The organism is Methylocystis sp. Uni0008 (assembly GCF_056838045.1).
In genome coordinates this window covers 3,191,512-3,205,537 of sequence record NZ_CM166370.1, presented here as the reverse complement: position 1 = coordinate 3,205,537, position 14,026 = coordinate 3,191,512, and the positions used below count along the sequence as shown (strand labels likewise).

Genomic DNA, 14,026 nt, shown 5'->3' with positions numbered 1-14,026 from the left:
TAGGTCTTGTCAGACAGCGGAGCGGAAACTGGGCGCGCGAAAACTCCGCATAGCGATCGTCGGCGTGGGCAATTGCGCGTCCTCGCTGGTGCAAGGGATCGCCTATTACGGCCAAACGCCCTTCGGCGGAGCCATTCCCGGACTTATGACGCCAGACCTAGGCGGATACGGCGTCGGCGACATGGAGATCTGCGCCGCCTTCGACGTCAACGCAACCAAAGTGGATCGCGACGTCAGCGAAGCAATTCACGGCGCGCCCAACAACACACATATATTTGCGGATGTGCCGCCAGCCGGCGTGCGCGTCTCGCGAGGACCGACGCTCGACGGCATCGGACAATATCTCGCCGACGTCATCGAGGAATCCGACGCGCCGGTCTGCGACGTTGCGCGCGTGCTTCGAGCATCCGGCGCGGATGTGCTGATCTGCTATTTGCCTGTTGGATCGCAGCGCGCGGCCGAGTGGTACATGGAGCAAGCGCTCGCGGCCGGCTGCGGCGTGGTCAACTGCTTGCCGGTGTTCATCGCATCGCGCCCCGAATGGCGGGCGAAGTTCGAAGCGCGCGGTCTGCCGATCATCGGCGACGACATTAAGAGCCAGGTCGGCGCCACGATCGTTCACCGGGTGCTCGCAAATCTTTTCGCCGAACGCGGCGTCAAGCTCGATCGAACCTATCAGCTCAACGTCGGCGGCAACGCGGATTTTCAGAACATGCTGGAGCGCGAAAGGCTCGTTTCGAAGAAGATTTCCAAGACGCAGGCGGTGACCAGTCAGTGTCCCGAACCCCTGCCGGAAGGGAATATCCATATCGGGCCGAGCGATTTCGTTCCCTGGCTCACCGATCGGAAGTTTGCCTTCATTCGCCTTGAGGGTACCGCTTTCGGCGGCGTTCCCTTGTCCGCCGAAGTGAAGCTCGAAGTCTGGGATTCACCCAATTCCGCCGGCATCGTCATTGACGCTGCGCGTTGCGTAAAGCTCGCCATGGACCGCGGCGAAGCCGGCGCGCTCATCGGACCTTCCAGTTATTTCATGAAGTCTTCCCCGCAGCAGTTCACAGACGCCGAGGCGCGCGAGCGCACGCAGCGCTTCATCGCCGGCGCTGACTCGCCACAGACGCTTCTGAGGCTGCAGGCGTGAGCGAGATCCTGCTCGTGCGACATTCGGCCTACGACAACGTGGGCCGATTTCTAGCGGGTCGAGCGCCGGGCGTCCGACTTGGCGTCGAAGGTCGCGCGCAGGCGGCAAGACTCGCTGAGCGACTGCGGCGGGAGCGTCTTGAAGCGGTCGAGGCAAGCCCCAGGGAGCGCACGCAGGAGACCGCTCGGGCGATCGCAGACGCGAGCGGCCTCGCGCAGCCGCGCACGGTCGACGCGCTCGACGAAATCGACTTCGGCCAATGGTCGGGCCAGGAGTTCGCCACGCTCGACGCCGATCCGCTCTTTCGCGAGTGGAACAATGCGCGCGGCGCCGCGCGCACGCCGGCCGGCGAGAGCATGGGCGAGGTCCAGGCCCGCATCGTGCGGCACATGAAGCTTATCGCGCGCGCGCCGAACGCGGCGCGCATCGCGCTGGTCAGCCATGCCGACGTGATCAAGGCCGCGGTGTGTTACGTGCTCGGGCTGTCGCTCGACTCATACCGGCTTTTCGATATCGACCCCGCATCCATCACCAAGGTCCGAGCAGGCCCCACCGGCATGCGGCTCGCCTGTCTGAATGAAGTGGCGTGGTGAGGAGACCTTTAGAGCACCGAGGCGCGCATGAGTCTCTCGACCGAACAGATCAGGGCGCAGGTGGCGGCGCTAGGACCGTGGTTCCACAATCTCGATCTCGGCGGAGTCATGACGGCGCCGGATCACTTCCTGGGAGACTATCCTCAAACGAAATGGCGTCGTTTCGCGGACAGCATTCCACAGGATCTTGCCGGCTGCAGCGTGCTCGACATCGGCTGCAACGCCGGCTTCTACAGTCTGGAAATGAAACGGCGTGGCGCGGATCGCGTTCTTGGAATCGATTTCGATGACGCCTATCTCGCCCAGGCGAGGTTTGCCGCCGAGGTCTCCGGGCTCGACGTTCGCTTCGAGAAGCTTTCGGTTTACGACGTCGCGAATCTGCAGGAGCGTTTCGATGTCGTTCTCTTCATGGGCGTGCTGTACCACCTGCGCCATCCGCTGCTCGCGCTTGACCTCGTGCGCGAGCACGTCGTGGGCGGCCTGATGGTGTTTCAGTGCATGTTGCGCGGGAGCATGGAGGTGGAAGAAGCGCCGAAAGATTGCGATTTCTTTTCGACCGATGCGTTCGACGCGCCCGGCTATCCCAAGCTGCACTTTATCGAACATCGATATGCGCGCGATCCGACGAATTGGTGGGCGCCGAACCGCGCCTGCATCGAAGCGATGCTGCGCTCATCCGGATTCGAACTGATCGGCCACCCGGAAGACGAGGTCTATCTATGCCGCTGCGCGGGACGGCCGGCGGGAGAGGGCGCGGTCTATCCGGCGCGGGGAGCGTCCGCATGATCGAAGCGGCGATGATCTGGAATGAACCGAACAACAAGTCTCATTGGGATCCGGAGCTTGACCCCGATTGGGCGCTCTTTGCGGAAATGGCGATCCTCGCCGGTCAGGCGATCCGCGCCGAGAATGCGCAGCTCACGCGCGTGCTCGGCGGCATTTCTCCCATCGATCCCGGTTTCATCGCCAATATGCAGGCGCGCGGCGTGCTGGACCATGTCGACGCCGTCGCGGTGCATGGTTTTCCGCTCGACTGGAATCTGTGGCAGATTCAGGAATGGCCGATAAAGATTGCGGAGATCGAGGCGATCACCGATCTGCCGGTCTGGGTGAGCGAAGTCGGCGTTTCGAGCTTCGGCGCAGACGAGGTTCAGGCCTGGGGCCTCGAGCGCACTGCTGAGCTCCTTAAAGGGCGCGCCCCGCGCCTACATTGGTACAGCCTGTTCGATCTGCCCGAGGCGTGGGGCGCCACAACCCGCCATAAGGAAGCGGAGGGCTCGTCTTATTACCGGCACTTCCACATGGGCCTCATCCGCGCTGACGGAACGCCGAAGCCGGCGCTCGACGTGTTTGCGCGCCACACCCCGGCTTTGGGCCTCGTCCAATGGTTCCATTTCGAAGATCCGCGCCTCGATGAGGCGGTCGCCTGGATGAAGCGTCTGGGCGTCACCGATTTGCGCACCGGCCTGTCGTGGGCCGACAGTTTCCAGCCCGGCGCCGAGGCGTTCTTTGATCGCCTGATGCGGGCGCTCGAAGACTTCAACGTCACAGTGACCTTCTGCTTCACCCCCGAACATCGCGGCCTCGCGCCCCATCACACGAGCGCGCCTGTGGCCCCTGAAGAGTTCGCGGAGTTCTGCGCGCGCATGATCCGTCGCTACGCAGGCGCGGCGCGACCAACCGACGTTAGGCAAGCACAGCTGGCGTTGCGATAACCGAAGCGGCCTCGCGATCAACCCGCCGCCCGTCCCCGCAGCTCCCCATCGGGGGCGCCGGACTTTTCCCGGCGAATTCGACGCTTGGTCAACGGCAGCTGCGCGGCTTCGAGAGCGGCGACTTCCGCGAAGTGAGCGATCGTGCGCTCCAGCCCAGCCGCCAACGGCACCTGCGGCGTCCAGCCGAGCACCTTGCGCGCGATGGTGATGTCGGGTCGCCGCCGCTGCGGATCATCGACCGGCAGCGGACGATAGGCGATGGTCGAATGCGTGCCGGTAAGGCGCACCACCTGTTCGGCAAGCTCCCTGACTGTCATCTCTGCCGGATTGCCGAGATTGATCGCGCCTCGATAATCGCCCTCATGCAGCATCAGCCGAACGAGTCCTTCCACGAGATCGTCGACATAACAGAAGGAGCGGGTCTGATCGCCGCTGCCGTAGATCGTGATGTCGTCGCCAGACAACGCCTGTGTGATCGCGTTTGAGACGACGCGCCCGTCGTCCGCGCGCATTTGGGGGCCGTATGTATTGAAGATGCGCGCCACGCGCGCGTCGCCGCGCTTCGCCCTGTAGTAGTCGAAGGTCAGCGTCTCCGCCGCCCGCTTGCCCTCGTCGTAACATGCGCGCGGACCAGTAGGATTGACGTGGCCCCAATAGCTCTCGCGCTGTGGATGGACCTGAGGATCGCCATAAACTTCGCTTGTGGAGGCCAGCAGGAACCGGCCCCCATGGGCCTGCGAGAGCGCGAGGAGATGGCGCGTCCCCAGCACGCTCGTCATCAGCGTGTGCTCCGGGTTCGCCTGGTAGTGCGGCGGGGATGCGGCGCAGGCGAGATTGAACACGTAAGACAACCGGCAACCTGAGCGCGTCAGGCGCGCCGGCGGCGGGTCGGTGACGTCCGCCTCGATGAGGTCGAAACGCGGTTCGCGTTCGAGGTGTCGCAAATTGTCATAGCGGCCGGTGATGAAGTTATCCAATCCCAGAACCCGCCATCCGCGCGCGAGCAGCGCATCGGTAAGATGCGATCCAATGAAACCCGCGCCCCCGGCGACTAGCGCGACGTTTTCGTTTCTACAGGCCATAACAGTTCCTTCCTTCGGGCGCGCGTCATGCGACAGCGGCGACCGCCTGTCGCTCCGCGGCCCCGATGTATCGGGCGAGTTCACTTGCGCGGCGGGCTGCCGTATGAGCGCCGAGCACGCGCGAACGGGCGCGGTTCGCTATCGCGAGCCGCTCCGGCTTTGCAATGTTGTGAAGGGCATGCAGCACATCGTCCGCGCAGCGTCCGATGATGATCTCGTTCCCGGGCGCGAGCAGAGTCTCAAGACCCTCCCATGCATCGGAGATGATGGGCGTTCCGCATGCGGCGGCCTCGAACAGGCGAACGCTCGGACTGAAGCCGGCGCGCACCATGTCCTGACGCGTGACGTTCAGAGTAAAACGGCACTCGCCGTAGAAGGCGGCATGTTCGTCCGGGGGATGTGATCGACGCGCAAGACATTTGCCGGCCAGTCGATATCGTCCGGATAGAGCGGGCCGGCGACGGCGAAGATCATCTCCGGCGCGCGCCGCGCCGGCTCGATCAGCAATTCCTCAAGCGCCGGCTGCCGATCCTTCGCGTAGGTCCCGAGGTAGCCCAGATCGAAGCGCGGCGCGACGTTGAGCGGCCGATAGGGGCCGGGGTCCACGGCGCAATAGAGCGCGCGCGCCGCCTTCGCGCCGTAGTCGCGCTCGATCCGCGCGAGCGTCGGTCCGCCGGTGAAGGACAGATAGAGGTCGAAGCCGGGGATCAGCTCGGGCGAGAGATACGGGCAGTCGTTCTCTTCAAGTTTCGCGAGCGTCACGGGCGTATCAATGTCGTAGAAGGCGGTGACGCCATTCGCCTCAGACTGCACGAAGCGGCAGACGTCGATTCCGTCGGGAACGTAGGAGCCGACCATCGCCGCCCGCGCTGTGGCGATTGCGTCCCGGAACCCTTTAAGCTCGTCGAGACTGCGATAGAAGGCGAGTTCGCAGAAGTTCGGCTCCAGTAGATCGCGATTGTCGGCGTACCAGGGCTGATCGCGCTCGAGGAAGAGCACGCGCGCCCCCTTCGCCGCATAAGCCTTCAGGAGCGCCCGGTAGGTGGTCGCGTGGCCGTTTCCCCAGGAAGAAGAAAGGCTAAGGCCGACAACCACGAGGTCGAAGTCTCTCATGCCAGAGCCCTTTCCTGCTTTTCGGCCATCGCTTGGCGCAGCAGTGAATCCACCTGCGCGGCGCGGCGCGCATAAGTGTGTTCGGCGCGTATCCTTCGCCCGGCCGCCGCTCCGATGGCGCGGGCGCGCGCCGGATTCAGACCGGCGAGACAGTCCGTGACGTCGGCGCCGTCGCGCGCGACGAGGATTTCCTCGCCAGGCGTCAGGAACATTTCCACGCCTTGCCAGGCGTCGGTGATGAGGCAGGCGTCGGCGCCCGCGGCCTCGAACACGCGGGTCGCCGGCGAGAAGCCCGTCTCGGCCATGCTGTCACGCGCGATATTGAGCACGGCCAGCGCGCTGGAGTTGAGCGCGTTGTGATCGCGCGTATAGACATGACCGATCTTGCGCACATTGGCGGGAACGGCGCGATCTTCCCATCCATTGCCGCCCAGAAGAAAATCGCGATCTTTCAACCGAGCGGCGGGCGCCAGGAAAAAGCGCGCCACGCGCTCCTCGCGATCCGGCAGGCGATTGCCAAGAAAGGCCAGATCACAAGCGAACCGGGGATCCGCCGCCACTCGATAATGCGTGTCCGGATCGAGCGCGTTATAGACCGGCTCGCATCGCGCCGCGCCAAGACGCTCATAGCTCTCGACGACAGGCGCGCCGCCGCCATAAGTGAGGACCATATCAAGCGCCGGCAGCATCCGGCGTAGCGGATGAGCCGACGATTGACGAAGCTCCGCGAGAGTCGCCGGCGCGTCGACGTCCCAGAACAGCCGCAGCGCGCCAGGACGAGCGGCCGACACAACGCCCTCAAGGAGCGCATCGTCGAACACGCCGACACCGCTCGCCTTGATTGTCACGTCGGCCGCGGCCGCCTCCGCAACCACGCTCCGAACGCCTTCGAGCGTCGCCGGATAAACGACGACCTTCGCCCAGTCAGGCGGATCGAGATCGCGGTGCTGCTGCCGATCGAAGGCGTCAGGTTCGTAGAATGCGACCTCATGTCCAAGCGCCGCAAGATGCTTGATGACGCCGCGATAATATGTGGCGGCGCCGTTCCAATAGGAGGACAGCAGGCTGGAGCCGTAAAAGGCGATCTTCATGCGGCGCTCTCCCGGAACTTGGGCGCGAGACGCACGACGATCGACATCAGCTCAGCCGCGCGATGTGCGCAGGTATGTCGCGACCTGACGGTCGCGAGGCCATGGGTCGCCAGGCGATCGCGCAGGTCACGATCATCTCGCAGCCGTGCGAGATGCGCCGCGCACTCAGTCGCATCGCGCGCGACAAGATAATCTTCGCCAGGCGTGAAAAGGCCTTCGCTATCCTCCCAGGGCGCTGCAACGAGCGGAATGCCGCAGGCAAGCGCCTCGAATACGCGTATGGTGGGAATGCCCGGCAGCGCGGATGCGTAAAATCTTCGCGGCACATGAACCGTGGCGATATGCTTCGCGAAGGCTTCGGGCGCCAGCGCATTGGCGAGCCAGCCACAGTATCTGGCGCCGTAGCTGCGCAGGCGTTCGAGGGCGGACGCGGGATAGCGCACGCCATAGATATCGAGCGGCAATCCGGCTTCGGACGACGGGCCCAGCAGAAATTCTTCGATTTCCCCGCTGCGCTCGCCGTCTCCCCAGTTGCCGATCCAGATCAAACCTTCGCGTGCAGAATCCTGCAGCGGCGGGTGGAAGCGCCGCACGTCCGCGGCCTCGTGCCAGACGAAGACTCGGCTGCCCCATCCCCATCGCCGATAGACCGCAGCCAACGCCTCCCCGAAGGCGAGCACGCCGTCATAGCCCGAAAGATCAAAGGCGCGGATGGCGTTGGGATCGCTGACCGCGCGATGATGCGTGTCGTGGAATAGCAGGAGGAAATGCGCGCCCTCGGCGCGCATCCGCCCCAGCCTGGCGACGAGTTCAGGATCGTTCCACTCATGAACGATGACGAGACTGGCGTCTTCCACCGCAGCCTCGATGTCCTCCAAGGATGACCAGCGTACAGGCTGTAGCTCTGGATAGGCGGCGCGGAAGGGTCGCAGCGCGGTTTCCCCGTGGTCGGCGAGCAGATTCGCGAGACTCCACGAAGACGCCGGTTCGATCGGAACCACTTCGTGCCCTGCATGGACGAATTCTCGCAGCACGCCGCGAAGGAAATGCGCGTTGCCGTGATTCCAGCACGAGAGCAGCGAATGGCTGAAATAGACGATCTTCATGCAGCCGCTCCGTCGAGATTGATCTGCGGCCGTCCCGTGCGTGCGACAAGTGCGCGGTAGAGATTCGCCATGGCGGAAGCCATCTGATGAACGCCATACGTGCAAGCGCGGTCGGAGGCGGCGACGCCAAAACGTCGGCTCAGCTCCGCATTGCTCGCAAGCCGGTTGACGCCTTTGGCGAATCCTCCGGAGTCGCGTGGAGCGACAAACACCGCCGCGCCCTCCCACAGCTCGCGAAAGGTTGGAATGTCCGAAAGAACCAGCGGGCAGCCCGCTTGCGCCGCCTCCAGAACCGACAAGCCGAAAGGCTCGTAAAGCGCCGCCGAAACAAAAACGGGGCGCCTGGCGAGGCGCTCGCGTACGGCTTTCTCGGCAAGCGGACCAAGCGCCTTGGCGTGACGCGACGCGAACCGCTCGCCGTGCGGCGCTTCCAGTGGACCGGCAAGGAGCAACGGCACATCCATGTCGCGCGCGGCCGCGTCGAGAGTCGCTGCGTTCTTGCCTTCATCCCAAAGCCGGCCAGCCGTGAAGGCGAACGACGGCGCGACTGTCGCGGCGGTCGACGGCAGCGCGGGCGAACGATCACGTCCGTTGTGGACAACGATCGGACGCGCGCCATAAAGGCGCCTGACCGCACCGGCGTAGGCATGGCTTGGGCAGACGAGCGCGTCGGCGCGGGCGATGCCTTCGCGCATCAGACGCGTACGCCAGGCGAAGTCGACCGGAAGCGGGCCGCTCTTGACGTCACCCCACCAGCTCGCAACGCAGGAATGCGCGACGCCAACCACAGGCGCCGGATAGTCGGCCAACGCCAGGGACGGCGCATTCAACTGGACGACATCGGCGCCTGCGCCCCGCGCGAGATCCGCGAGCGCCTCGGCCGAGGATCTTACGTCGTGATCCGATCGTGCGAGCCAGTCGAGCGGGAGGTCGGGCCAGATGACGGAAAGCCCCGGCGTCGCCAGCGCCGCTGCGTGCTGACGCTCGCTCATGGCTGGGCCGAGAACCACAAGGGTGACGCCAACCTCGAGCGGCGTCAAGGCGCGCGCGAGATCGAGAGCGTAAGTGAAGACTCCGCCCACCACGTCGGCGGTCATGAAGAGGTTCAGCGGCAATGCGCGCATGAGGCCTCCAACGCCGGCAGCGGAAGAGGATGTTCTTCCTGTATGTCGCTGAAGCGATCGAACTGGCTCAGGTAATATTCGTGCGCGCGCTCCCATGCGTCGCCATCGGGTTCGCCCCAGAGACGGCGGTAATCGGGCGATGAAGGATAGGGATAGAGCGGCACGGGATCGTTCGCCCATACGCCCGCCCGCTGCAATTTCTCTCGCCATGCCGAGACGAGAGCCGCTTCGTCTTCAGGCGTCTCGATAAGATTGGCCTGCACAAAGGGCACGCGGCGGCGCGCATAGATGAGTCGCGCGGCGAGTTCGTCGGTGGACATGCGGCAGTTCTTATCGAGCGCCTCGCGCCCTTCGGGGGTCAGGCTTTCGACTCCAGCCTCGATCGAGACGCAGCCGGCGGCGCCCAAAAGATCCAGCATCTCCGGCTTCCACAGATCGATGCGCGTCTGAACGCCGAAACGCGTCCGCCGCTGCACCAGCGCTTCGAGCAGCGCTTTCTGAGGCAGAAAGATTTCGTCGATGAAATAGAAATAGGTCACGCCCTGATCGATCAGCCGATCGATCTCGATGAGCAGCTGACCGAGATCGCGTCGGCGATAGGCGTCGCGAAAGTCCATCTTGGCGCAGAAGCTGCAGTGATAGGGACAGCCGCGTGACGCCTCGACCTCCACGCCCGGCCCGTCCGGCTCGGCGTCGAACCGATGATGGTGATGGCGATGCGCCGTGATCCATTCGTCTGGCCAGGCAAGGCAGGTCCGTAAAGCGCGTCGCGCGCGGACCCCCGGTGATGTGGACCGCATCGCCCCGCCTGAAGGCGACGCCGGGAATCTCTGCGAGCCCTCCCCCCGAGGCGATGTCTGTCAGCGCCTCTTCGCATTCGCCCCGCACAATGATGTCGACGCCGAGCTTGGCGAGCGCGGCGGCGGGCGTGACCGATCCATGCGGACCGACCGCGACGGTGCGCGCATTGCAGTCGCCGAGGGCGAGCAGAAAGGCGCGCGGCGCGCGCAGTTCGGGCGGCGCGCATCGCCAGAAGAGATAAGTTGGCGCGGTCGTCACCACGATGAGCTCCGCGCCGAAGGCCTTCGCTTTATCCGCCAGCTGCGCGTCGGTCATCCCCGTCAGATGGCCGTCGCAGATCAGAACGTCGTGTCCGGCCAGCTCGAGCAGGGTTTTCGCGGCGCCAAGCTCGAGAGGCAGATGCGGCGCGCGGCATCCGAAATAGATGGAACGTTCGAAACTCCAAGGCGGATTCACCAGAGCGACGCGCATGTTCACGTCCCTACCTGTTGCAAGGCCGCGGGCGTCGTTCGCTCTGTGTTTTCGTGTGACGTAATCCAGTCGGCGAGGCCAGCCATGCCTTCGCGCCAGCCGAGCGGCGCTGCGAGGCCGAGCGCAGCGCGGACCTGGCGCGTGTCGGAGACGTAATAGCGCTGGTCGCCAGACCGCCAGGGCTGGAATTCGACCGCTACCGTCCGATTGAGGAGCGCTTCGGCGCGGGCGACCACGTCTCTAACCGTGACGGCATTGGCGGGTCCGCCTCCCAGATTGAATGCGCGTCCAGCGATGCGCCCGATCCGGCGCCAGGCTTCCACATAGGCGCCAACGGCGTCGTCGACGAACAGGATGTCGCGTACCTGATGGCCGTCGCCGTAAATGGTGACAGACTCGCCGGCGGCGATTTTGAGCAGGAAATGCGCGACCCAGCCCTGATCCTCGGTACCCATCTGACGCGGGCCGTAGATGCAGCTCATGCGCATCACGGCCGTCGGCAGGCCATAGGAGCGGGCGTAGTCGAGCACATATTGCTCGGCGGCTCCCTTTGAGCATCCATACGGCGTGTGGAAGTCGAGCGGCTGGTTCTCGGAGACCCCGCGCCGAGCGAGCAGTTCGTCCACCGGACGGTAGGCGCCGTCTTTCAGTTCGACGGGAACGTTGGCGAGATCGCCATAGACCTTATTGGTGCTGGCGAAGATAAAGGGCGTGCTCGGCGCGCTTTCGCGCAGAGACTCGAGAAGTCCGAGCGTGCCCGCCGCGTTGATGGAAAAATCTTCGCGGGGATCGACAAGGCTGGTGGTCACGGCGACCTGAGCGGCGAAGTGGAAGATCGCGCTCGCCTCGCGGCAAGCGTCCGCGCTGGCCTGCGCGTCACGAACGTCCGCAGCAATCAGTGAGATCTTGGAAGGGTGGTGCGCCTTCAGCCAGGCGACGTTCCGCTCCACCCCCGGGCGCGCGAGACTGTCGAGCAAAAGCACATGCTCGCCTTCCCGCGCCAGGCGATCAGCGAGATTGGCGCCGATGAAGCCCGCGCCGCCCGTGATGAGAATCGGCGAAAGGCCGCCGATGGGAGGCGCCGCTGGCGTCATGCGACCAACCCGCGCGCTTCGAGTTCGCGACGCGCCTCTTCGGCGCGGTCGACCGCGCGCTGCTCGGCGAGCCACTCCGCCAGCTCGCGAAGTCCCGCCGAGAATTCGACGGAAGGCGTGAAGGAGAGTTCGGCGCGAGCCTTGGAAATGTCGGCGAAGCAATGGCGAATGTCGCCCCCGTGCGGTATTTGCCTGTGATTTCCGGCGCAACCTGCGGCCTGTCCATGGCCTGCGCCAGCGCCTCCGCGACTTCCATCACCGAGCGGTCGGCGCCGCTCCCAATGTTATAGACTTCGCCATCCGCGGCTGAGGCGTCGAGCGCCAGAAGGAACGCGCGCGCGACGTCGGAGACATGCACAAAATCGCGCCGCTGACGTCCATCCTCGAATACAAGCGGCGCGCGGCCATTCAGCAGGCGCGCGGCGAAGATCGCGAGCACGCCGGTATAGGGATTGGAGAGCGCCTGGCCCGGCCCGTAAACATTGAAGAGCCGCAACGCCACGCCTTCCATGCCATAGGCGGCGCACACGTTGAGCGTCAGGCGCTCCTGCACGTATTTCGTAAGCGCGTAGACTGACGCCAAAGCGGGGCGCTTCCACTCGGGCGTCGGCATGGGCCGCAGCGGGCAACCGGCGGCGTCCAGCACGTCCCATATTCCGGGCGTTACCGCTGCGCGCTCAGCGTCCTCGACGACGCGCCCGTCGGCGTCCTGGTAGAGGCCTTCCCCATAGATGCTCATGGAGGAGGCGACCACGACCCTGCGGACAGGCCGCTCGATCAGCGTCTGCAACAGCACGGCCGTGCCGAGATCGTTCACCGCGACATAGCGGTCGATCGCGTACATGCTCTGACCGACGCCGACCTCGGCGGCGAGATGCACGACGGCGCCGACACCCTCGAGCGCTTGCGCAACTCGACCAGCGTCGCGAATGTCGCCGACCATCAGTTCGGCTTCGTCGGGGAGCGTGGCGCTTGCGCGGCCGTGAACCTGATCAATAAGGGCGTCGAACAGTCGCACCTCGTCGCCACGCGCAACAAGCGCCCGGGCGACGTGGCTGCCGATGAAGCCAGCCCCGCCCGTGATGAGGATTTTCGCCATATGCTGAAATCCCCTTCAGTGCGCGCTACGTCGAATGAGCTTGTTGAACCGGCTTTGGCCTTCGTCCTGGTAGAGAAAAGCGAGTTTGTTCCGCTCAAACGTCTCGAAGAAATCGTCCCAGGAAATTTTTTCCAACCGCTCCTCTTCGGGACCGAAGTCGACGCGAAGCAGGCCAGCGTCGGATTTTCCTCCGGTGCCCCTTACGCGCGCGGGCGCGCCTCCGCGCGCTTCGACCCATTTCCGGATTGTTTCGTGGTCGACGGTGGTTTTTCCCTCTGCCATGAACCGTCTCCTCAAATTTCGCCTGAACGAGCAGCTGGGCACCTCCAATAACCTGGCTTTTCGTGACTGGGTGTTGGGCGTGAGGCGGCTCGAGGCCATCCTTCCGGGGAGAATCGGTTCATGGGCTTCGAAAGCGGCGTCGCCCGGTGAGCGGCGCCGTCTTTGCCGCTAATTTTGCTACGCAGGCGCCCCTCTCTCGCGCAGCCAGACGAAGCGGCGCATGTTGTAGGCGAGATTGGCGAGCCCGATCTTGAGCCGCGCCCGCGCCAGGCCGATTGTTCGCACGAACAGGCCCATCAGCCCTTTCTGATGCGCGAACACATGTTCGACGGCGCTGCGCACTTTCGACTTCTGCGCATTGGCGATGCGCGTTCGCTCCGGCATCGGCTTGCCCTTGGGCTTCTTGCGATGAATGCGCGAGACGAAGCCGCGCCGCGACAGCATCGCTTCATTCTTCGCCGAGCGATACGCCGTGTCCGCATAGACCTCGCTCGCCGTGTTGGTTTTGTCGAGCACATCCTCCAGCCGCGCGCCGTCATGCGCGGCAGCGTGCGTCGCCGTCCATTTGCGGATCAGCCCATGCGCCCGGTCGATCGACACATGGTTCTTGTATCCGAATGCGGGGATGGCGAGATCGACCGGCGGAACAGAGCCGTCCTCCTCCCGCACTTTGGCTTTCGTATATTTGACCGTCCAACGCGCATCGCGATCTTTCTGTGCGAGCTTCGCCGGCTTGTCCTTCCAGCCCTCTGGAATGCGGCCGTCCTTGATCGCCTGCTTCTCGCCGTTCGTATTGCGCTGCTTGGGCGCGGCGACAATCGTGGCGTCGACGATCTGGCCCGACATCGCGAGAAAGCCGGCCTCGCGCAGCGCTGCGTCGAACTGCTCGAACAAGCGGTCGGCCGCATTTGCCTTCTTCAGCGCCTCGCGGAACGTCCAGATCGTATTGGCGTCGGGAACCGCGTCGGCCAAACCCAATCCGAGAAAGCGCATGAACGACAGGCGGTCCTTGATCAGATATTCGCAGCGCTCGTCCGACAGAGAATGCATTGCTTGCAGGATCAGCACCTTGAACATGAATACATGATCAAATGGCGGACGCCCGCCCTTGGAGCGGTCGGCCCGCGGGACTGCCGCCTCCAGCGCCGCCCGGAACATCTCGAAATCGACAAGCGCCTTCACGCGCTCCAGATCGTCGCCCTTCGCCGACAGCTCAGCCAGCCGTTCGTCGACATCAAAAAATCCGGGCGTTCCCTTCGCCATGGCCGCGATCCCCTTGCGACATGACCAAGTGAATCAACTCAACGCCGATTTGGC

General features: G+C 64.6%; 11 protein-coding genes and 3 pseudogenes. 4 read left to right on the top strand and 10 right to left on the bottom strand.

Features of this window, described 5'->3' with window-relative positions; translation table 11 throughout:
- Positions 1 to 28 precede the first annotated feature (28 nt).
- Genes AC0X69_RS16045 through AC0X69_RS16030 form a run of 4 tightly spaced genes read left to right on the top strand, consistent with a single transcriptional unit; the run spans position 29 to position 3,446 of the window.
- The gene (locus tag AC0X69_RS16045; RefSeq protein WP_482613420.1) at positions 29 to 1,138 is read left to right on the top strand and encodes an inositol-3-phosphate synthase; all 1,110 of its coding nucleotides are present in this window, start codon (positions 29 to 31) and stop codon (positions 1,136 to 1,138) included.
- Positions 1,135 to 1,731: a histidine phosphatase family protein gene (locus AC0X69_RS16040; protein WP_482608747.1), complete on the top strand. Its 597-nt coding sequence runs from the start codon at positions 1,135 to 1,137 to the stop codon at positions 1,729 to 1,731. The genes AC0X69_RS16045 and AC0X69_RS16040 overlap by 4 nt, the downstream gene beginning before the upstream one ends.
- A 27-nt stretch (positions 1,732 to 1,758) precedes the next feature.
- Positions 1,759 to 2,517 (top strand): TIGR04290 family methyltransferase, encoded by a 759-nt coding sequence (locus tag AC0X69_RS16035; protein ID WP_482608746.1) that lies wholly within the window; start codon positions 1,759 to 1,761, stop codon positions 2,515 to 2,517.
- A complete protein-coding gene (locus AC0X69_RS16030) occupies positions 2,514 to 3,446 on the top strand; it encodes a glycoside hydrolase 5 family protein (RefSeq protein WP_482608745.1) in 933 nt (310 codons plus the stop codon). Before AC0X69_RS16035 ends, AC0X69_RS16030 begins: the two co-directional genes overlap by 4 nt.
- Before the next feature lie 17 nt (positions 3,447 to 3,463).
- On the opposite strand, the gene AC0X69_RS16025 is transcribed toward AC0X69_RS16030, so the two are convergent.
- From AC0X69_RS16025 to AC0X69_RS15980, 10 genes and pseudogenes are all read right to left on the bottom strand, one after another.
- Positions 3,464 to 4,528: a UDP-glucuronic acid decarboxylase family protein gene (locus AC0X69_RS16025; protein ID WP_482608744.1), complete on the bottom strand. Its 1,065-nt coding sequence runs from the start codon at positions 4,526 to 4,528 to the stop codon at positions 3,464 to 3,466.
- A gap of 25 nt (positions 4,529 to 4,553) precedes the next feature.
- Positions 4,554 to 5,641: pseudogene (locus tag AC0X69_RS16020) on the bottom strand (CgeB family protein).
- A complete protein-coding gene (locus tag AC0X69_RS16015) occupies positions 5,638 to 6,732 on the bottom strand; it encodes a CgeB family protein (protein ID WP_482608743.1) in 1,095 nt (364 codons plus the stop codon). The pseudogene AC0X69_RS16020 and the gene AC0X69_RS16015 overlap by 4 nt, the downstream one beginning before the upstream one ends.
- Positions 6,729 to 7,838 (bottom strand): CgeB family protein, encoded by a 1,110-nt coding sequence (locus AC0X69_RS16010; protein WP_482608742.1) that lies wholly within the window; start codon positions 7,836 to 7,838, stop codon positions 6,729 to 6,731. Before AC0X69_RS16010 ends, AC0X69_RS16015 begins: the two co-directional genes overlap by 4 nt.
- Positions 7,835 to 8,962, bottom strand: a complete 1,128-nt coding sequence (locus AC0X69_RS16005; RefSeq protein ID WP_482608741.1) for a glycosyltransferase family 4 protein — start codon at positions 8,960 to 8,962, stop codon at positions 7,835 to 7,837. The genes AC0X69_RS16010 and AC0X69_RS16005 overlap by 4 nt, the downstream gene beginning before the upstream one ends.
- A pseudogene (locus AC0X69_RS16000) lies at positions 8,944 to 10,234 on the bottom strand (TIGR04295 family B12-binding domain-containing radical SAM protein). The gene AC0X69_RS16005 and the pseudogene AC0X69_RS16000 overlap by 19 nt, the downstream one beginning before the upstream one ends.
- A 2-nt stretch (positions 10,235 to 10,236) precedes the next feature.
- On the bottom strand, positions 10,237 to 11,328 hold the full coding sequence (locus tag AC0X69_RS15995; RefSeq protein WP_482608740.1) for an SDR family NAD(P)-dependent oxidoreductase: 1,092 nt from the start codon (positions 11,326 to 11,328) through the stop codon (positions 10,237 to 10,239).
- Positions 11,325 to 12,427, bottom strand: a pseudogene (locus AC0X69_RS15990) (NAD-dependent epimerase/dehydratase family protein). Before AC0X69_RS15990 ends, AC0X69_RS15995 begins: the two are co-directional and overlap by 4 nt.
- Positions 12,428 to 12,442: 15 nt before the next feature.
- A complete protein-coding gene (locus AC0X69_RS15985) occupies positions 12,443 to 12,709 on the bottom strand; it encodes a hypothetical protein (RefSeq protein ID WP_482608739.1) in 267 nt (88 codons plus the stop codon).
- A 177-nt stretch (positions 12,710 to 12,886) separates the two neighbouring features.
- Positions 12,887 to 13,972 (bottom strand): transposase, encoded by a 1,086-nt coding sequence (locus AC0X69_RS15980; RefSeq protein ID WP_482608161.1) that lies wholly within the window; start codon positions 13,970 to 13,972, stop codon positions 12,887 to 12,889.
- Between the last annotated feature and the right edge of the window lie 54 nt (positions 13,973 to 14,026).